This is a genomic window from Ottowia sp. VDI28 (assembly GCF_049532675.1).
Taxonomy (GTDB): domain Bacteria; phylum Pseudomonadota; class Gammaproteobacteria; order Burkholderiales; family Burkholderiaceae_C; genus Ottowia.
In genome coordinates, this window is the sequence record NZ_CP149820.1 from 1,341,001 (window position 1) to 1,359,537 (window position 18,537).

An 18,537-nucleotide genomic window follows, 5' to 3' on the forward strand; every position below is an offset into this window, starting at 1 on the left:
CGATGCCTTCGAATCCTTCATCCAAATCCTTGGCCAAGCCTATGCGCCTGGCCGTGGCCGCATCGGCCTTGCTGGCCGCGGCCGGCCTGGCGGCCTTCTGGTATGCCTCGGGCGTGGCGCGCAAGGCGCCGCCCAAGGTCAGCGACCACGCCGTGACGGTGACCATCCAGGGCAATGAATGCCAGCCCAACGAGATCACGGTCCCCGCCGGGCGTACGACTTTCACCATCGTCAACCAATCCAGCCGCGCGCTCGAGTGGGAGATCCTCGACGGTGTGATGGTGGTGGAGGAGCGTGAGAACATCGCTCCCGGCTTTTCGCAGACCATGACCGTCAAGCTGCAGCCCGGCGAGTTCGACATCACCTGCGGGCTGCTGAGCAACCCGCGCGGCAAGCTGCGCGTCACGCCCTCGGCGGCGTCGGATGCCGAGGCGGCCCGGCCCTCGCTGGTCAACTACGTGGGCGCGTTGGCAGAGTACCGCGTGTTCCTAACGCTGGAAGCTGGGAGCCTGGATGATGCGGTCCATGCGTTGGCCCACGCGATTGGCGCTGGAGATCTGAAGCAGGCTCAGACGCTCTATGCGCCTGCGCATCAGGCCTACAAGCGCATCGAACCCATGGCAGAGCTGTTCGCCGATCTCGACACGCGGATCAACGCGCGCGCCGATTATTTTGGAGAGCGCGAAGCCGATGCCGCCTTCGCCGGCTTCCATCGTATCGAGTACGGCCTTTTCAGTGCCGATGCGGCCAAGAATGACGCCCAGAAGCTGATCCCGGTGGCCACGCGGCTGGTGGCCGATGTCGCTGAGCTCAAGGAGCGGCTGCGCGCGCTGAATATCCCGCCCGAACGCCTTGCCAGTTCCGGCGCCAGGCTGTTGCGCCGCGTAGCCGACAACCTGCCGGCCGGAGGCGAAGACCACTATGGCCATGGCGAGTTGGCGAACCTGCAGGGCAGCCTGGACGGTACGAAGAAAATCGCCGACCTGCTCTCGCCGCTGCTCGTCAAGGCGTCGCCTGATCTGCAGAAAAGTGTCGATCAGCGCTTTTCGGAATTGAGTGCCGCCCTGGATCCGTACCGGGAAGGGGAGGGGTTCAAGCCCGTGCGGCTCGACGAGGCGCAGCGCAAGGCGCTGGCGGGTACGGTGCGCGCGCTGAGCGATGAGATGGCCAAGGTGAATGCAGCGCTGGGACTGGAATGAACATGAAGACAACCCAAGGTATTTCCTCCGGCGCGCAGCCTTCGGAACCATTGCTTTCGTCGCCGCACCGCCGCCGCATGCTGGGCGGGCTGGGGGCCGCGGGCGCGGCGCTGGCCGCTGGCCTGGCGGCGCCGGGCCGTGGCGTTGCGGCGCAGGCGCCCGCGGAGGCAGGTGCGCAGGTCACAGATGCGCCCACGAGCGTCCACACGCAAGACCGTGTTCCCTATCTGGGTGCTCACCAGGCAGGGGTGACGACGCCGCGCCCGACGGCGGGCATGATCGCGTCCTTTTTCGTGCTCGCCGAGAACCGCAAGGATCTTGAGCGCCTGTTCCGCACGCTCACCGAACGTATTGCCTTTCTGACCCAAGGCGGCCCCCAGGCTGATCCTGATCCCAAGCTGCCTCCCGCCGGATCCGGCATCCTGGGGCCCGTGGTTCAGCCTGATGCGCTCACGGTGACGGTATCGGTGGGCCATTCGCTTTTCGATGAACGCTTTGGTCTCGCGAAAGTGAAACCCCTGCGCTTGCAGCAGATGCAGCGGCATCCCAATGATGCGCTGGATGCCGCGCTATGCCACGGCGATCTGTCGATCCAGTTCTGCGCCAATACCCCTGATACCAATATCCACGCGCTGCGCGACATCATCAAGAACACGCCAGATCTGCTGGTGCTGCATTGGAAACAGGAAGGCAGCGTGCCGCCGATCCCGGCCGTGCCGGGCCAGCCCGCCGAAAGCGCGCGCAATTTTCTGGGTTTTCGCGATGGCTCCGCCAATCCTGACTCCGGCAACGTGAAGCTGATGGACTCGCTGGTCTGGATTGGCGCCGACGATGCCGGGGAGCCGGCCTGGACGCGCAGCGGCACCTATCAGGCCGTGCGCATCATCCGCAATTTTGTCGAACGCTGGGACCGCACGCCGCTGCAGGAGCAGGAAGCCATCATGGGCCGCATCAAGCCCACCGGTGCGCCGATGGATGGTGGCCGTACCGAGCACGACGTGCCGGACTACGCCAAGGATCCAGAGGGCAAGCGGACGCCGATGGATGCGCACATCCGCCTGGCCAATCCGCGTACGCATGCATCCGAGGCCAACCTGATCTTGCGGCGGCCTTTCAACTATTCCAACGGCGTGACCAAGTCAGGCCAGCTGGAGATGGGGCTGCTGTTCATCTGTTACCAGGCCGATCTGGAAAAGGGGTTCATCACCGTACAGAAACGCCTGGACGGCGAGCCGTTGGAAGAGTACATCAAGCCCATTGGGGGCGGTTTCTTCTTCACGCTGCCCGGCGTGCGGAGCGAGCGCGATTGGCTCGGCCGCACGCTGATCGAGGCTTCCGCCTGAGAGGCCGTGCCGCCGCCCCAAGCATTCATGACCGTATTGTTATAGAAGGAGCATCATGTCCGCGCAAATTCGCCGCCGCTTTCTCGTCTCTGTGGCGGCCCTCGCTGCCGGCTTCGGCACGGGAGTGGCCCAGGCGGCCGTATCGCCTCTCGAACTGGTCGCGCCCATCGCCGAATACAAAATCTACGTCTCGGAGAACGTGCGCAAGCTGGTGGCCGATACACGCGTTTTCGTGGCCGCCGTGAAGGCCGGCGATGTGGAAAAGGCCAAGAAGCTGTACGCACCCACGCGCACCAGTTACGAGAAGATCGAGCCGGTGGCCGAACTCTTCAGCGACATGGACAGCGCCATCGACTCGCGCGCTGATGACCATGAGAAGGCCGAGAAGGACCCGGGGTTCGGCGGCTTTCACCGCATCGAATACGCGCTGTGGGTGCAAAAGAACACCAAGGAGGTCGGCAAGACCGCCGACAAGCTGCTGGCTGACGTGCTCGAGTTGCAAAAACGCCTGGGCACGCTCACCTTTCCGCCCGAGAAAGTGGTGGGCGGGGCGGCCGTGCTGATGGAAGAAGTGGCCGCCACGAAGATTTCCGGGGAAGAGAACCGGTACAGCCACACCGACCTCTGGGATTTCCAGGCCAATTTCGAGGGCGCCTACAAGATCGTGGAACTGCTGCGCCCCCTGGTCGTGAAGGAGAGCAAGGCCTTCTCGGACAAGAACGATGCGAACTTCAAGGTGGTCTTCGACACCCTGGCCAAATACCGCGCGGCGGACGGCGGTTTCGAGACTTATTCCAAACTCACCGAGCGCGATCGCAAGCTTCTGGCTGGCCGTGTCAATACGCTTGCCGAGGATCTGTCCAAGTTGCGGGGCATGCTGGGCTTGAACTGATCGGCGGCGCCGGAATATGGCGCCTTAGCGCGGTGAATCCGGCAGCGAGCGGATCACATCCGTTCCAAAGGCCTGGTGCACCGCATAGTCGACCGTGTCCCCGTTGGCTTCCGCCGTACGGATGCGTGCGGGCAGGTATTCCAGCGCCGGAGCGAGCCACAGTTCCATCCTGGTGTCGGTCTCGCCGGTGGATTCGTGCGTCAGGTGAATGGTTTTCAACGGTTTGCCGTTGATCATGCCTGGCACGACTTCCTCTTCGCCGACCACAAACGACCACTCCAATACCGAGGGCGGGTTCTGAATGGCCACCGGCAGGGTGATCGTCGTGCCCACGGGATAGCGTCCGGGCTCCCCGGCCAGTAGAGCGGCCAGTTGCATGATCAGACTCAGCCGGTCCTGCGTGCCGGGTGGCATCTTGATTTCCTGGATGACCGGGGTGTCCTGAGTCTGCGGAGCCGAGGCCGTTTCCTGAGGCTTTAATGATCGCGGCGGCGTCTTTGGCGCGGCAAGCAGGCGCTCGCCGGCGTGATCGAAGTTCATCTTCTGATCGCCTTTGGTGCGATACATGGCGTTGAGCGGCGCCAAGCCCTGTGGCGTGACCAATCCGTCGGAATAAAGCGATTGTTCACCCGCCTTGACGTGGTAGATGATCCACTTGCTTTCGTAGTAGGTGCCGTCGTGCCGCCAGGTCAGCCTGGAAGGCATGTCGATCGGAATGCCGCCGATGGTGCCTACAGACTTGTAGATCACCTCGGCTGGATGCGGTACTTGGGCGGGCGCGTCGCCGGCGCTTTTGATGCTGGCGCGGATTTGGCGGTTGTCCTCGTCGGTCGGCCGGATGGCAATGGGCGTCACGGGCGGGAAGGGGGCGAACTGCGGTGGGGGCGGGCCAGCCAGAATGGAGGGCTCCTGGTCGGCGCCATTGCCAGGGGTGCCTGCGGCGCCGCCGGCGGCAGGGGGCTTCGGCACGCTGGTGTCGGATGTTTCCGGTTTCGGCTCGGCAGGGGCCGTCGTGGGCCTTGGTTTCTTGGGCACGGCCGGGCGCTCGGGCGCGGGCTCAGGCTTGCTGGGCTTGGGCGCCGCCGGGGGCTCGGGGGTGTTTCCGTTTTTGGCTGAGGTGGCGCGGGGGGCGCAGGCTGCGCGGCCTCCTGTGCCGGCTCGGGCGTTTTGGGCCCGACGATGCGGGTGACCAGCGTGCCGGTGGCCAGCCCGGGGCGTCCGGTGGTGCCCCAGTGCGGCAGACCCAGAATCAAGAGCGCATGCGCAGCCAGCACCAGGGCGGTGCACAGCATCAGTCGGCGCTGCGGGGAAGCTTTTGGGGAGGAAGGGAAAGTAGCAGCAGCCAAGGGTAAGCCAGTGAGAGCGTGATCGCCGGGCGGCGGATTATTCTTTTTGCGCGCGGGGCGCACAGGGCGTTGAGCGGCAGGGCTGGCCGGTGCCTGGGCATCGGCTTTGGGGCGCTGCTGCAGAGCATGCTCGATGGCATCGAGCCGTTCCGAGAGGCTTTCCAGGTCAGCCGCTGATGGGATCCCCAGCCGGGCCAAGGCCCGTGCCACGCGCTGCTCGAAAATGCCTTCGATCTTGTCCCAGCGGTCCGTGGCCACGTTGCTGGCCCGCGCCGCCAGTTCTTCCATTTGCTGCGTGGCTTCGTTGATGCGCTCCTGGGCCATGGCATGGGTTCTACGCTGAAGCGCAATGCCTTCGCTCACCAGGGATTCGAAAGCTTTGGTCCCCTCGGCCTGCGCCTTGGCGAAGGCGCCCAGGCCCGCCAGCCAGATGTTGTGGCGCGCGGCATCGTCTGCACCAGGCGCGGCGCCGTCTTCAGGGGCGGGGCCGGTGGAGGAGGCTGATTTTTTCGTGACCATGGCGGATTCTCCTGCGCGCCTATCGAAAACTGCAGCCGCCCGACGCGAAAGGGGCCGCAAGCAACGCTTGCATCGCAAGCCCTCAATTATGGCTCCCCGGCCTTGCTTGGGTCGTTGGCGGATCGTGAAATAATTGTTCGCTTCTATAGGACTCGCAGATTGAAAACGTCTGCAGCAGAAGGCTCATTCATGATTCTCGTGACCGGCGGCGCCGGATTCATCGGCGCCAACTTCGTGCTTGACTGGTTGGCCGGCAGCGATGAACCGGTGGTCAACCTCGACAAACTGACCTACGCGGGCAACCTGGGAAATCTGGCCGGGCTTCAAGGCCATGCCGGACACCTTTTCGTGCAAGGCGACATTGGCGACACGGCTTTGCTCACCCGCCTGCTGCAGGAGCACCGCCCGCGCGCCATCGTGAATTTCGCCGCGGAAAGCCACGTGGACCGCTCCATCCATGGGGCCGAGGACTTCATCGCCACCAACATCGTGGGCACCTTCCGCCTGCTCGAGGCCGCGCGCGGCTATTTTGGCGGCCTGGCCGAGCGCGAGAAGGCGGCATTCCGGTTTCTGCACGTCTCCACGGACGAGGTCTACGGCTCCCTGGCGCCCGAGGCCCCGGCTTTTGCCGAAGACCATGTCTACGAGCCCAACAGCCCCTATTCGGCCAGCAAAGCCGCCAGCGACCACCTGGTGCGCGCCTGGCACCATACGCACGGGTTGCCGGTGCTCACCACCAATTGCTCCAACAATTACGGCCCGTATCACTTTCCAGAGAAGCTGATTCCGCTGATGATCGTCAATGCCCTGGCCGGCAAGCCGCTGCCGGTCTACGGCGACGGCCAGCAGGTGCGCGACTGGCTCTACGTGAAAGACCACTGCAGCGCCATCCGGCGGGTGCTCGAAGCCGGACGCGTGGGCGAGACCTACAACGTGGGCGGCTGGAACGAGAAGGCCAACCTGAGCATCGTGCACATCGTCTGCGACCTGCTCGACGAGCTTTCTCCCCGTGCCGACAAGCAAAGCTACCGGACCCAGATCACCCATGTGACCGATCGCCCTGGCCACGACCGCCGCTATGCCATCGATGCCCGCAAGATCGAGCGCGATCTGGGCTGGAAGCCGGCCGAGACATTCGAGACCGGCATCCGCAAGACGGTGCAGTGGTATCTGGCCAACCCTGAGTGGGTGAAGAATGTGCAAAGCGGCGCCTACCGGGAGTGGGTGGCGGCTCAATACGGCGCGGGGGGCCCAGCTTGAGTATTTTGCTGCTGGGCAAGAACGGGCAGGTCGGCTGGGAGTTGCAGCGGGCCCTGGCGCCGCTGGGACGGCTGACGGCGCTCGATCGCCATGGAGCGGATGGCCTGTGCGGCGATCTGGCCGATCTGGAAGGCCTTGCCGCCACCGTGCGGGCCTTGCGCCCCGAGGTAATCGTCAATGCCGCGGCCCATACCGCTGTGGACAAGGCCGAGAGCGAGCCCGATCTGGCGCAGCGGCTGAACGCAGAGGCGCCCGCCGTGCTGGCGCGCGAGGCCGCCGCCCTGGGGGCCACGCTCGTGCACTACAGCACGGACTACGTGTTCGATGGCAGCGGTATCTTGCCATGGCGGGAAGATGCGGCCACCGGCCCCTTGAGCGTCTATGGCCGCAGCAAACTGGCGGGCGAGCAGGCCATTCGCGCCAGTGGCTGCCAGCATCTGATCTTTCGTACCAGTTGGGTTTATGCCGCGCGCGGCGGCAATTTCGCCAGGACCATGCTCCGCCTGGGCGCCGAGCGCGAGCGCCTCACCGTGATCGACGATCAGTGGGGCGCCCCCACCGGTGCCGAGCTGATCGCGGATGTCACCGCCCACGCCATCCGGCACCTGCGGGTACAACCGCAAGATGCGGGCACCTATCACCTGGCGGCCAGCGGTTTCACCACCTGGTGCGCCTATGCCAAGCATGTGCTGAGCTTCGCCAGAACCGTGTCGCCTTCCCTGGCGTTGGCGGTGAAAGAGATCGCTCCGGTGCTGACCGAAGCTTTCCCGTTGCCGGCGCCGCGCCCACGCAATTCACGCCTGGACACGCAGCGCCTGCAAGCCACCTTTGGACTGATGTTGCCGCCCTGGCAGCAGGGGGTGGAGCGGATGCTCGCTGAAATTCTCTGATGAGTCCCCAGCCCGACATGATGGCGCTGCACCGGCAGCTTCTCGAAGGCGCGGCGCTGCAGAAGGCGGGTGACTGGACGGCGGCTGAGCGGATCTACCAGGGTGTCATTGCCCAGGTGCCGGGGCATCCGCTGGCGCTGCACCTGGCTGCCAGCGTGGCGGCTAGCCGCGGCCAGTTCGTACAGGCCATCGATTTTTACCGGCGCAGCCTTGCCGTGCGGCCGGAGGATGCGACGGCCTGGCAAGGCCTCGCACAGGCCTGCTGGTCAGTGGGGGACGACGGGGGCGCCTTGAGTGCCGCCCAGCGGGCCATTGCCCTGGCGCCACAGTCCGCCAGGAGCTGGTACGTGCATGCAGGGGCGATGCAGCGCCAGTATGACTGGAGCCGGGCGCGTGATTCACTGGCCAAGGCGCAAGCGCTTTGCAATGATGAACCTACATCGGCCCTGATCTTGGGAGAACAATGGAACGTGGCCCAGCAGCTTTGCGACTGGGATGCCCTGGAGCGCTTCAGGCAAGCTGTGCGCGATCGGGGCCACTTGCCGCTGCCGTTTGTGGCGCTGGCCTTGGCCGACGATCCGGCCCTCCACCGGCGCGCCGCGGAGAAGAGCTGGCAGGGGGCTGGCCCCCGCAACCCATCGCCAGCGGCCACCGCTCCCGCCACGAACGCATCCGGATCGCCTATCTGTCGGCGGACTTTCATGACCACGCCACCGCTCACCTGACGGCGGAGCTTTTCGAGCGCCATGACCGCCGCCGTTTCGAGTTGACCGGGATTTCCTGGGGACCGGATGATGGCTCCCGGATGCGCCGCCGACTTATGCGGGCGTTCGATCAGTTCTGGGACGTGCGGGGGCAAGATAGCGTCCAGATCGTGGCGCGCATGCGTGCGGCCGAGATCGATGTCGCGGTGGATCTGAAAGGCCATACGATGCTGGCCAAGCCGGAGCTTTTTCTGAACAAGCCCGCGCCCGTCATTGTCAACTATCTGGGCTATCCGGGCACGATGGGCGTAGCCGTGTACGACTACATCATTGGCGATGCCACGGTGACGCCTTTTGAGGCGGCCGGGCATTACAGCGAGCGGATCGTGCAGATGCCGCACAGCTACCAGGTGAACGATAGCCAGCGTGCCATGGCTGCGCATGTGCCCAGCCGGGCCGACGAAGGCCTGCCGGCCCAGGGCTTTGTGTTCGCGGCGTTCAATAGCCCTTATAAGATCCGGCGCGAGTTTTTTCGCGTCTGGATGGATTTGCTGAATCAGGTGCAGGGCAGCGTGCTCTGGCTGGTGTGCGAACACCCCGCGACCCAGCAGAATCTGCGCGCGGAAGCAGCGGCTTGCGGCGTGGCGCCTGAAAGGCTGGTGTTCGCTCGGCGGGTTCCTCCGGACCTGCATCTCGCCCGGCACGCCCATGCAGGTGTCCTGCTGGACAATTTGCCTGTGAATGCCCACACCACGAGCAGCGATGCCTTGTGGACGGGCGTGCCCGTGGTGACTTGCCGGGGGCAGGCTTTTGCTGGCCGCGTGGCGGCCAGCCTGCTGCGTGCCGTGGGCTTGCCGGAGTTGGTAGCTGAAAATCTCGAGGGCTACCGTGCGCTGGCGCTGCGGATTGCACAGGATGCCGCCTACAGGGAGCAGCTTCGTGCCCATCTGCGCGCTGCCCGCGTCAGCGCGCCGCTGTTCGATGCGGCCCGCTTTGCCGGCGATATCGAAATGGCTTTTGAACACATGCATGATTGCTGGCGGCAAGGCTTGCCGCCGAAAGCCTTCGCTGTGGCCGAACTGCCTGGGTACATAAGATCACCATAGTTGAAATACCCCCCGGGGCCGCCCCTACACTATCGGGTATGGCCTGGAGGGGCGGCCTGCCTGTCGCCTGCGGGCATCAAGGCCCGATACGCCAGTAAGCCAATACGCATACGCATGAACATTCGAAAACCACATCGCATCTTGCAGGAGACCAGGTAAGCCATGGCTGCGCAACGTAAAGGCATCATCCTCGCGGGCGGCTCCGGTACCCGCCTGCATCCGGCCACGCTGGCCATCAGCAAGCAACTGCTGCCGGTGTATGACAAGCCGATGATCTACTACCCGTTGGCCACGCTCATGCTGGCCGGCATCCGCGACATTCTGGTCATCAGCACGCCGCAGGACACGCCGCGCTTCCAGCAACTGCTGGGCGATGGCGGGCAATGGGGCATGAATCTGCAGTACGCGGTGCAACCCAGTCCGGACGGCCTGGCACAGGCCTTCATCATTGGCGAGCAGTTCGTCGGAGGCGCGCCGAGCGCCCTGGTGCTGGGCGACAACATCTTCTACGGCCACGATATCGAAACCCTGCTGGCGCGGGCCGACGCGCAGGCCGCGGGCGCCACGGTCTTCGCCTATCACGTACAGGATCCGGAGCGCTACGGCGTCGTGGCCTTCGATGCCCAGGGTAAGGCCGTTTCCATCGAGGAAAAGCCGGCGAAGCCGAAGTCCAACTACGCGGTCACGGGTCTTTATTTCTACGACAGCGAGGTGGTGGACATCGCCAAGGCCGTCAAGCCCAGCGCGCGCGGCGAGCTTGAAATTACTGCGGTCAATGATGCCTATCTGCAGCGCGGCCAGTTGAGCGTGCAGATCATGCAGCGCGGCTATGCATGGCTTGATACCGGCACGCACGAGAGCTTGCTCGAAGCAGGCCAGTTCATCGCCACGCTGGAGCACCGCCAGGGCCTGAAAATCGCCAGCCCCGAGGAAATCGCGTGGCGCCGGGGCTTCATCGATGCCGAACAGCTCGAACGCCTGGCGCAGCCGCTGGCCAAGAGCGGCTACGGGCAGTACCTGCTGCAACTGCTGAGCGAATCTTCCCCCGCCGGCGGGCGCGCCTGATGCCGGCCGTGCCCGCTCCCATCACGGTCCCCCTGTTTTGCGCCGCTTCGGCCGCGCAGGGGCTGGATTTGCCCGCGCTGCTGCGCAGCGTGGTGGACAGCCAGCGCTACATGCTCGGCCCGCGCGTGCAGGCCTTCGAGGAGGCCTTTGCCGCTTATGTGGGGGTGCGCCATGCCATTGGCGTGGCCAACGGAACCGATGCCCTGGAGCTCGCGCTGCGAGGCTTGGGGCTGGGCCCCGGCCAGCGCGTGCTCACCGTGGCGAATGCGGGGTTTTACGCCAGCACGGCGATACGCGCTGTGGGCGCCGAGCCGGTGTACGCCGAAATTGACGACGCCATGCTCACCCTGGCTCCCGCGGTGCTGGCCGAGGCCCTGGCCGGGCAGCGGCTGCATGCCGTGGTGGTGACGCACATGTATGGCCAACTGGCCGACATGCCGGCCATCGCGGCGCAGTGCAAGGCCGCCGGTGTTCCCTTGATCGAAGACTGCGCGCAGGCCCACGGCGCCCGCCGCGATGGGCGGCAGGCAGGTGCGTGGGGCGATATCGGCTGCTTCAGCTTTTACCCCACCAAGAACCTGGGGGCTTTGGGTGACGGAGGGGCGCTGGTAACTACGGACGATGCGCTGGCCGCTCGCCTGCGCGCCTTGCGCCAATATGGCTGGGGCACCAAGTATGAAGTGGTTCACGAAGGCGGGCGCAACAGCCGCCTAGATGAGCTGCAAGCCGCGGTGCTGGAGGCCAAGCTGCCCCTGCTGGATGAAGCCAACGCGCGCCGCCGCGCCATTGCCGCGCGCTATGGCGCGGCTTTCGCCGGGCTGCCGCTGCAGGCGCCGCTGGCGCAGGGCGAGGATTATGTGGCGCACCTGTATGTGGTTCGCAGCACCCAGCGCGAGGCCTTGCGTGCGCACCTCTCGGCCCAGGGGATCGCGAGCGACGTGCACTATCCGCTGCCTGATCACCGCCAGCCGGTAGTGGCAGACGCCTGCGCTGGTGTGCGCTTGCCTCTCACCGAAGCGGCCTGCGCGCAGGTGCTTTCGCTCCCTTGTTTCCTGGGCATGACCGACAGTCAGGTGGAGCAGGTGATCTCCGTCGTGGCCGATTTTCATGAGCGCGTGGCTTGAGCATCATGAGCGCCCGCGACCTCAGCCTCATCATTCCCGTCTACAGGAACGAGGATTCCCTGCCTGATCTGCTGGCGGCGCTGCACCAGCTCGATGCCAGCCTGAATGGCCGGTTGGAAGTGATTTTCGTGATCGATGGCAGTCCTGACCGCTGCTATGAGTTGCTGCGCCAGCAATTGCCGGATTACCCTTTTGCAGCCACGCTGGTGTTGCTCTCACGTAATTTCGGGGCTTTCTCGGCAGTTCGTATGGGCCTGGCACACGCCACAGGGACGAAATTTGCCGTGATGGCTGCTGATTTGCAGGAGCCGCCAGAGTTGGTGCCGGAGATGTTCCGCGTGCTCGATGAGAAGGACACCGATGTCGTGGTAGGCGTACGCGCGGCGCGCGGCGATCCGCTGCTGCAACGGTGGCAGGCACGGATCTTCTGGGCCTGCTACCGGCGCTGGGTGGTACCGGACATGCCGCCAGGCGGGGTCGATATCTTCGCTTGCAACCGCGCTTTCCGCGATGCGCTGCTGGCACTCGAGGAGAGCAGGAGCTCGCTGATCGCGCAGATCTTCTGGCTTGGCTTCCGCCGGGCGGAGGTTCCCTATGAGCGGCGCGCACGCGAGCACGGCACTTCCGCCTGGACATGGCGCAAGAAAGTGGCGTATCTCGCCGACAGCGTGTTTTCGTTCACTGATCTGCCCATCCGCTGGCTGTTGCTGGTGGGCACCTTGGGGGTGCTGGCCGCGCTGGCGCTGGGGGGCACCGCGGTGGCAGGCCGCCTGCTGGGGCTGATTGCCGTGCCGGGCTACGCCATGACGATCGTGGCCATCCTTTTCTTCGGCGCGCTGAATCTGCTCAGCTTGGGCATCGTGGGCGCCTACGCCTGGCGGGCCTACGAAAATACCAAGCAACGCCCTCAGGCTGTCGCCTTGACGGTGCAACACTTCCAGGCAGCCGAACACGCGCGCAGCACACCATGACTGACAAGATGATCCACCCTTCAGCGGTTGTGCTGGCAGACCAGGTCGGCGCGGGCGTGCAGGTCGGCGCGCTCGCCTGCGTGGCCGCGGGCGCCACTCTCGGCAAGGGCGCGCGCGTGGGTGAGGGGGCCGTGGTGGCGCCCGGTGTGCGCATCGGCGAGTACGCGCAAGTGGATCCGGGCGCGGTGGTCACGCGCGATGTGCCCTCCAATGCGGTGGTGCAGGGACACCCAGCCGTGATTACGGGCTACGTCGATGCGCCGGCACGCCTGCCGTATTCCGCCGAGGCGCTGGCAGGTTCGGCGGCTCAAGCCGCCCCTGGTGTCAGCGCCAGCGTGGTGCGTGGCGTGCAACTGCATCATCTGCGCGAGGTGCAGGACATGCGGGGTTTCCTCTGCGCGGCCGAGTTTGATGCCAATCTTCCCTTCGTGCCGCGCCGCTGCTTCTGGGTGTATGCGGTGCCCAATCAGCAGATCCGCGGCGAGCATGCCCACCGGCGCTGCGCGCAGTTCCTGGTGGCCGTAACCGGCCGCTTGCGCGTCGTCGCCGATGACGGAGAGCGGCGCGAAGAGTTCTGGCTGGACCGCCCCCACCTCGGTTTGTACCTGCCGCCCATGACCTGGGGCATTCAGTATGGCTACTCCGAGGATGCCGTGCTGATGGTGCTGGCCTCCGACCCCTACGAGCCGCAAGACTACATCCGCGATTACGCCGAGTTTCAGCATCTGGCGAACGTGGCACGCCAAGAAACCGCGTGAGCCTGCTTTCCACACTGCCGCGCTATCTGCTGGCCGGGGCCGCCAACACGGCCTTCGGCTATCTGCTGTATCTGGCCTTGCTGCAGGTGACCAGCTACCGCGTGGCCTACGTCACTTCTTTCGTCGCCGGCATTGCCTTGTCCTACCTGCTGATGCGCTTTGCCGTGTTCCGGGCGCCCGGCAGGCGGTTTTCGCAGGTCTGGGTGGCGGCCAGCCATTTGATGCAATTGGCCTTGGGGCTCGTGATCGTGGAGGTTTGGGTCAAGGTGCTGCACGGCCCGCCCGAACTGGCGGCACTGGCTGCCGTGACCGTATGCGTGCCGCTCATGTTCGTGGTGCAGCGCTGGATTTTTTCGAGCGGAAGGCGGCCATGAGAAATGCGCTGCTTCGCCTGTGCTGGATCGTTCCGGTGCTGATGCTGGCCGCCAATGCGCTGGCCTGGCTGCGCTGGGGCACGGATTTTCCGTTCTTCGATGATTGGCGTGCCTATGCGTCGGGCGATATCGAGTCATTCAGCGTGGCGCGTCTGTTCCAGGTGGTCAACAACACCATGTCGCCGGTGGGCTTCGCGCTCGACACCCTGGCCCAGCGCTGGCTTGACGGCAATACGGTGGCCTATCAGCTGTTGTCGATGCTGGTGGTGCTCGGCGGGCTGCTCTGGCTGCAATGGAAACTGCTGGAATGGGCTGTGGCCGACCGGCTGGTGCGTGCGGTGGCCTTTGCGTTCACGGTCTTCATGCTCCAGGCCTCCACCTATTGGGGGGAGCAGAACCTGGCCTATCACCAGGCGCTGCCGCTGCTGTTCCTGTTGGCGGCCCTCCATGTGATCACCGCCAGCCGGCTGGGCACGCTTGCGCTGTGCGGCGTGGTGGCGCTGCTGGGCTTGCTGGCGGGCCTTTCCTATATCTCCGGCGCAGTGGCTGCGGTGGTGATGGGCGGTCTCTTGCTGCTGCGCATTTGCTTCTTCCCACTGGAGGGAGAGGCGGCGCTCAAAACCAGGGTGCGTTACGGCAGCGCGGCCCTGCTGCTGGCTGGATTGGCCACCACGGCTTTCCAGTACTACGCCACGCGCATGGTCGGCGGCAGCGACCGCTCAGAATCATTCCCCGTCCGGTTGCCGGTGCACCCCGATTTCTGGGCCTACCTGCTGGGCAAGGTCGGCAGGAGCTTCGGCTCGGCATTTCAAGGTACCGGCAAGGAGCTGGCATTTGCCTTGGCGCTGGGGGGCGTGCTGGCCGCAGTGTGCCTGCTGTTCATCAAGCGCCTTGCCGTGCGCGATACCTCCCCTGAAGGCACCTCAGGCAGGACATCCGTCGACCGCCTGTCCTGCGTCTACCTGCCCATGGCGGGAGCCGTCGCGGTGTATCTGGGCCTGGTCGCTTTTGGGCGGGCAGGCTTTCGGGACGCTTCCATCCAGAGCTTGCCGGACGTTTTCCAGTTTGCCTACCAGCGTTTTCATTTTTTCTGGATCACGCTGCTGTTCCCCTGGACCGTAGCGGCGCTGCTGCTGATGTGGCGCAAGGGGCAGCGCCGCGCGGGCGCATTCATTGCGGTGGCCGTGCTGGTGCTCGGCTGGGGTTTGGCTGGTGCGCGCGGCGTGTTCGATATCGGCACGTATTACAAGCAGGGCGCGCAGGCCCGCGCGGCCACCATTCGCTGCATGAGCCAGCAACTGGGCTCAGGGGGCCCCATCATGTGCCCCGAGTTCGGGCTGCCGGGCTGGACGGATTGGACGCCGGCCTACGTGCATGCGCGGGAGATCGGCGCCTCTTTCACCAAATACTTCCCACTGGTCGGGCACGAGCCGCCCCGGCACTGGCTGTTCGAGGGCGCGCCCGGGGCGCAGGCAGGGGTGGCCTGGCACGATGCCGATGCGGTCGGCAGCGGCTGGCGCAAGGGCGAGGCTGATCCGCAGTTGCTGATCGAAAGTACCGACGCCGGGGCCTATGCGCATTGCCGCGTGCTCGATGTGCGGGTGCGTGTGCGCAGCGACAAAGCCAGTTTCGCGCAGGTGTTTTACCGCCCGGCAGGCACGGAAGGGTTCTCCGAATCGCTGTCGAGCCGCGGTCCTGTGGCCGCCAATGCAGACGTGCCGGTGGAACTGCGTTTCGCGCTGGAAAGCCCGCAAGGTTTCGCGCCCGTGCTTCGGATCGATCCGGTGCAGGGCGATGCGCGCTTTCTGGTCGACGATGTGCGCGTGGGCTGTGGGTTGCAGAGGCCGTGACGATGGCAGCCATTCGCAAGGCAGCCTCCATCGAGGGCAGCAAACTGCGTTTGCGCAACGCGGTGGAGGCCGACGCGGCCTTCATCTTCAGCCTGCGCCATGATCCCGCGCGCAACCGCCATATGTCGGCCACCTCGCCTGTGCTCGATGATCAGCGCCAATGGCTGGAACGCTACGCCACGGATCAAGGCCAAGCCTATTTCATCATCGAGACGCTGGCCGATGCCCAGCCACTCGGCACGGTGCGGCTGTACGATGCCCAGGGAGATTCCTTCTGCTGGGGCTCGTGGATGCTCGAGCCGGGCGCGCCGTCTTTCGCGGCCATTGAGTCGGCGTTGATGGTCTACCGGTACGCGCTGGATCTTGGGTTTACCTCGGCGCACTTCGAAGTGCAGGACGGTAACCTGCCCGTATCCCGCTTCCATGAGAATTTTGGCGCCGTGCGGGTGGGCCACGCCGGGGGGCAGATCCAGTACAGCCTCAGCCATGAGAACATCCTTCAATCATTGCACCGCTACCGCAGATACCTGCCAGGCGGCATCCAATACAGGTCTTAACCGATCTTCTTGAAAACATGCAGGCTATTCCTACCGCCATCGAAGGCGTTTTCATTCTCGAACCCAAGCTGTTCGGCGATTCACGCGGCTTTTTCATGGAAAGCTACAACCGCCGCGTCTTCGCGGCAGCCACGGGGGTGGATCCGGAGTTTGTGCAGGACAACCAAAGCCGCAGCCGAAAAGGGGTGCTGCGCGGCCTGCACTATCAGATCGAACAGCCGCAGGGCAAGCTGGTCCGCGTCACGCAAGGCGCCGTGTTCGATGTGGCGGTCGATATCCGCAAAGGCTCTCCCACCTTCGGCCGCTGGGCCGGCGTGGAACTGACGGGCGACAACCATCGCCAGTTCTGGGTGCCTGCCGGCCTGGCGCACGGTTTCGTGGTGCTCAGCGACACGGCTGATTTCCTCTACAAGACGACCGACTACTACGCCCCCCAGCATGAGCGCTGCATCGCCTGGAACGATCCCGCGATCGGCATCGAATGGCCGCTGGCTGCGCATGGCATCACCGAACCCATTCTGTCCGACAAGGACCGCGCCGGCCAAAGCTTTAGCGCAGCAGTGTGAATATCACGGTTTCACTTGTCAGCCATGGCCACGGCCAGGAGGTGCTGGTGTTGCTCAAGGAGCTGGGCGCACTGGCGGGTAGCGGCTCTGGTTTCGTCCTGCGCCGCGTTCTGCTCACGCTCAATCAGCCGGAATCCGAACTGGCGGGCGCCTTGCAGCCGCAAGCCTTTCCTTTCGAGCTGATTCTGACGGAAAACCCCAGCCCGCTCGGCTTCGGTGCCAACCATAACTGCGCCTTCGCCCGCGACGCGGCCTTGGGCGCCAGCGAAGCTTTCGCGGTGTTCAATCCGGACCTGCATCTGCGCGGCAACCCGCTGGCCGCCATGGCGCAAGTCCTTCTGCAGAACCCGCAGGCCGGCGCCGTGTATCCGAGGCAGGTGGATTCCACGGGTGTTCCGAGCGACAGCGAACGCCTGCTGCCCACGCCGCGGCGCCTGCTGGCGAGATACTTGGGCGGGCGCAGGCGAGAGGTGGCTCCCGGAGCCAAGCCGGACTGGGTCAATGCCGCCTGCCTGCTGCTGCGGCGCGAAGCGTACGAGCAGATCGGCGGCTTCGACGAGCGCTATCACATGTATTGCGAAGACGTCGACCTTTGCCTACGCCTGCAACTGGCCGGCTGGGGTCTTCTGCGTGCGGACGATGCCGTGGTTGAACACGCCGCCCAGCGCGCAAGCCACAGGAACTTCCGCCATCTGGTCTGGCACCTGGCCAGCCTGGGGAGGCTATGGCGTTCCGCTCCCTATCGAGACTGGCTAAACTCGTAGGGCGTGTACACCCTACATGTACGCCTTGAATCGCTCAATTGACGGAGGTGACACCATGAGTATCCCAGTGGAGCTGTCCGGGTTGGCGGAAACGCTGGCACGCTACCGCTATGCCTATTTGATGACGGCCGGTTCTCAGGGCGCACCGCATGCGGTGGCGGTCAGCCCGGCTTTGCAGGAGGGCGAACTGGTGATTGCGGGTGCGGGCCGGCGCACGCGGGCCAACGCCGAAGAGCGCGCGGCCGTGGGCCTGGTGTGGCCGCCCGTGAAAGACGACGATTACTCACTCATCGTCGACGGCGAGGCCCGGATGGTGGGCGAGCAACTGCACATCCGGCCTCAGCGGGCCGTGCTGCATCGCCCCGCGCCAGCGCCGCAGGCCAAGGCAGAGGGCAGTTGTGCTTCGGATTGCATGGAGATCAGCCTGAAGCCTTGCGGAAGCACAAGCTGACAGCTGATTATTCTTCGAATTTGACGGCCGTGCCCTTGGCGTCCATGTAGCCCCAGGTTGTCAGGCCGACGCCACTTTTGTAGGTCACATTGACCACGGCATCCGCCGCAATGGCGGCGGCTTTGTCCTTGAGCGCTTCGTCAGCTTGCTCTTTGGTTGGATCTTTGTGGAATATCGTCAGCTTCTTGACGCTGACTTCAACCGGTCCGACTTCCTTGTATTTCTTGCCGGGCAGCGAGTCTTCCGAAATCAACACCTTGTTGCGGCTTTCCTTGCTGATGGCTGCGCTCGGAATCACCTTGATCGCCGGGGCGGCGGGCGTTTCGCTGGAAATGCCGCTAGCTGGCATCGGTACTTGTGTATCCGAAGGGATATTGGATTCCACGCGGTAGGAGGCGCAGCCGGTGGTCATGGCGAGGGTAGCCAGGGCACTCAGCAAGAGGAAATTCTGTTTTTTCATTTTTTAAATGAGTAAAAAAGAATTCATTTTAAGATGAATGCAATCCCTGCTCGCGAAGAGCACTGGCTGTTGGAGAGCCGAGGTTGTCGGGCACTGTGATGAGGAGATTGGGAAAGGAACAGCCGGGTGGACGTGGCGCTGTGAAAGCCCCCACTCCAGCTCTCCCCCAGAGGGCATAGGTATCTACACATCTTTTCCCGTCATTCCCGGATGGCCGGCCCCCGCTCAGGCGGGAATCCAGGGTTACGTGACGCTACGCCAGCAAAAGCACTCGCGTTGCATCCCCATTCTGCCAATCCCACTGCAAACCATGTTGGGTATCCGCGCTTCCTATCCCT

At 64.7% G+C, this 18,537-nt stretch carries 20 protein-coding genes; 17 read left to right on the plus strand and 3 right to left on the minus strand.

The window, feature by feature from the left end; genetic code table 11:
• Window positions 1–2: 2 nt before the first annotated feature.
• From efeO (WJU18_RS06235) to efeO (WJU18_RS06245), 3 genes are read left to right on the plus strand one after another with little or no spacing between them, the layout of a single operon-like run.
• Window positions 3–1,199 (plus strand): iron uptake system protein EfeO, encoded by a 1,197-nt coding sequence (gene efeO, locus WJU18_RS06235; RefSeq protein ID WP_423459248.1) that lies wholly within the window; start codon window positions 3–5, stop codon window positions 1,197–1,199.
• Window positions 1,200–1,201: 2 nt separating this feature from the next.
• Window positions 1,202–2,542, plus strand: a complete 1,341-nt coding sequence (gene efeB / locus WJU18_RS06240) for an iron uptake transporter deferrochelatase/peroxidase subunit (RefSeq protein WP_423459249.1) — start codon at window positions 1,202–1,204, stop codon at window positions 2,540–2,542.
• A gap of 55 nt (window positions 2,543–2,597) precedes the next feature.
• A complete protein-coding gene (efeO, locus tag WJU18_RS06245; RefSeq protein ID WP_423459250.1) occupies window positions 2,598–3,434 on the plus strand; it encodes an iron uptake system protein EfeO in 837 nt (278 codons plus the stop codon).
• A 24-nt stretch (window positions 3,435–3,458) separates the two neighbouring features.
• On the opposite strand, the gene WJU18_RS06250 is transcribed toward efeO (WJU18_RS06245), so the two are convergent.
• Both WJU18_RS06250 and WJU18_RS06255 read right to left on the minus strand, forming a co-directional pair.
• The gene (locus WJU18_RS06250) at window positions 3,459–4,403 is read right to left on the minus strand and encodes a DUF3108 domain-containing protein (RefSeq protein ID WP_423459251.1); all 945 of its coding nucleotides are present in this window, start codon (window positions 4,401–4,403) and stop codon (window positions 3,459–3,461) included.
• On the minus strand, window positions 4,286–5,299 hold the full coding sequence (locus tag WJU18_RS06255) for a phasin family protein (RefSeq protein WP_423459252.1): 1,014 nt from the start codon (window positions 5,297–5,299) through the stop codon (window positions 4,286–4,288). The genes WJU18_RS06250 and WJU18_RS06255 overlap by 118 nt, the downstream gene beginning before the upstream one ends.
• Window positions 5,300–5,488: 189 nt before the next feature.
• On the opposite strand from WJU18_RS06255, the gene rfbB reads away from it, so the two are divergent.
• From rfbB to WJU18_RS06325, 14 genes are all read left to right on the plus strand, one after another.
• The gene (gene rfbB, locus WJU18_RS06260) at window positions 5,489–6,559 is read left to right on the plus strand and encodes a dTDP-glucose 4,6-dehydratase (RefSeq protein ID WP_423459253.1); all 1,071 of its coding nucleotides are present in this window, start codon (window positions 5,489–5,491) and stop codon (window positions 6,557–6,559) included.
• Window positions 6,556–7,449, plus strand: a complete 894-nt coding sequence (gene rfbD / locus WJU18_RS06265; protein ID WP_423459254.1) for a dTDP-4-dehydrorhamnose reductase — start codon at window positions 6,556–6,558, stop codon at window positions 7,447–7,449. Before rfbB ends, rfbD begins: the two co-directional genes overlap by 4 nt.
• Window positions 7,449–8,174, plus strand: a complete 726-nt coding sequence (locus WJU18_RS06270; protein WP_423459255.1) for a tetratricopeptide repeat protein — start codon at window positions 7,449–7,451, stop codon at window positions 8,172–8,174. The genes rfbD and WJU18_RS06270 overlap by 1 nt, the downstream gene beginning before the upstream one ends.
• The gene (locus WJU18_RS06275; RefSeq protein WP_423460948.1) at window positions 8,135–9,259 is read left to right on the plus strand and encodes a UDP-N-acetylglucosamine-peptide N-acetylglucosaminyltransferase; all 1,125 of its coding nucleotides are present in this window, start codon (window positions 8,135–8,137) and stop codon (window positions 9,257–9,259) included. Before WJU18_RS06270 ends, WJU18_RS06275 begins: the two co-directional genes overlap by 40 nt.
• A 162-nt stretch (window positions 9,260–9,421) precedes the next feature.
• Entirely contained in the window at window positions 9,422–10,324 is a 903-nt protein-coding gene (gene rfbA / locus WJU18_RS06280; RefSeq protein ID WP_423459256.1) for a glucose-1-phosphate thymidylyltransferase RfbA, read from the plus strand.
• An 8-nt stretch (window positions 10,325–10,332) separates the two neighbouring features.
• A complete protein-coding gene (locus WJU18_RS06285) occupies window positions 10,333–11,448 on the plus strand; it encodes a DegT/DnrJ/EryC1/StrS family aminotransferase (RefSeq protein WP_423459257.1) in 1,116 nt (371 codons plus the stop codon).
• Window positions 11,449–11,453: 5 nt separating this feature from the next.
• Window positions 11,454–12,419 (plus strand): glycosyltransferase family 2 protein, encoded by a 966-nt coding sequence (locus WJU18_RS06290; protein ID WP_423459258.1) that lies wholly within the window; start codon window positions 11,454–11,456, stop codon window positions 12,417–12,419.
• Window positions 12,416–13,177, plus strand: a complete 762-nt coding sequence (locus WJU18_RS06295; RefSeq protein ID WP_423459259.1) for a WxcM-like domain-containing protein — start codon at window positions 12,416–12,418, stop codon at window positions 13,175–13,177. The genes WJU18_RS06290 and WJU18_RS06295 overlap by 4 nt, the downstream gene beginning before the upstream one ends.
• Window positions 13,174–13,551, plus strand: a complete 378-nt coding sequence (locus WJU18_RS06300; RefSeq protein ID WP_423459260.1) for a GtrA family protein — start codon at window positions 13,174–13,176, stop codon at window positions 13,549–13,551. The genes WJU18_RS06295 and WJU18_RS06300 overlap by 4 nt, the downstream gene beginning before the upstream one ends.
• Window positions 13,548–15,401 (plus strand): hypothetical protein, encoded by a 1,854-nt coding sequence (locus tag WJU18_RS06305; protein ID WP_423459261.1) that lies wholly within the window; start codon window positions 13,548–13,550, stop codon window positions 15,399–15,401. The genes WJU18_RS06300 and WJU18_RS06305 overlap by 4 nt, the downstream gene beginning before the upstream one ends.
• Window positions 15,402–15,403: 2 nt before the next feature.
• On the plus strand, window positions 15,404–15,958 hold the full coding sequence (locus WJU18_RS06310) for a GNAT family N-acetyltransferase (RefSeq protein WP_423460949.1): 555 nt from the start codon (window positions 15,404–15,406) through the stop codon (window positions 15,956–15,958).
• 17 nt (window positions 15,959–15,975) lie between these two features.
• Window positions 15,976–16,524 carry a dTDP-4-dehydrorhamnose 3,5-epimerase gene (rfbC, locus tag WJU18_RS06315; RefSeq protein WP_423459262.1) on the plus strand — a complete coding sequence of 183 codons (549 nt, stop codon included), beginning with the start codon at window positions 15,976–15,978 and terminating at the stop codon, window positions 16,522–16,524.
• Complete coding sequence (locus tag WJU18_RS06320; RefSeq protein WP_423459263.1) at window positions 16,521–17,288, plus strand: glycosyl transferase; 768 nt, start codon at window positions 16,521–16,523, stop codon at window positions 17,286–17,288. The genes rfbC and WJU18_RS06320 overlap by 4 nt, the downstream gene beginning before the upstream one ends.
• Window positions 17,289–17,343: 55 nt before the next feature.
• Window positions 17,344–17,739: a hypothetical protein gene (locus WJU18_RS06325; RefSeq protein ID WP_423459264.1), complete on the plus strand. Its 396-nt coding sequence runs from the start codon at window positions 17,344–17,346 to the stop codon at window positions 17,737–17,739.
• A gap of 7 nt (window positions 17,740–17,746) precedes the next feature.
• Here the strand turns inward: WJU18_RS06325 and WJU18_RS06330 are convergent, their stop codons facing one another.
• Entirely contained in the window at window positions 17,747–18,199 is a 453-nt protein-coding gene (locus tag WJU18_RS06330) for a heavy metal-binding domain-containing protein (protein WP_423459265.1), read from the minus strand.
• Window positions 18,200–18,537: the final 338 nt, after the last annotated feature.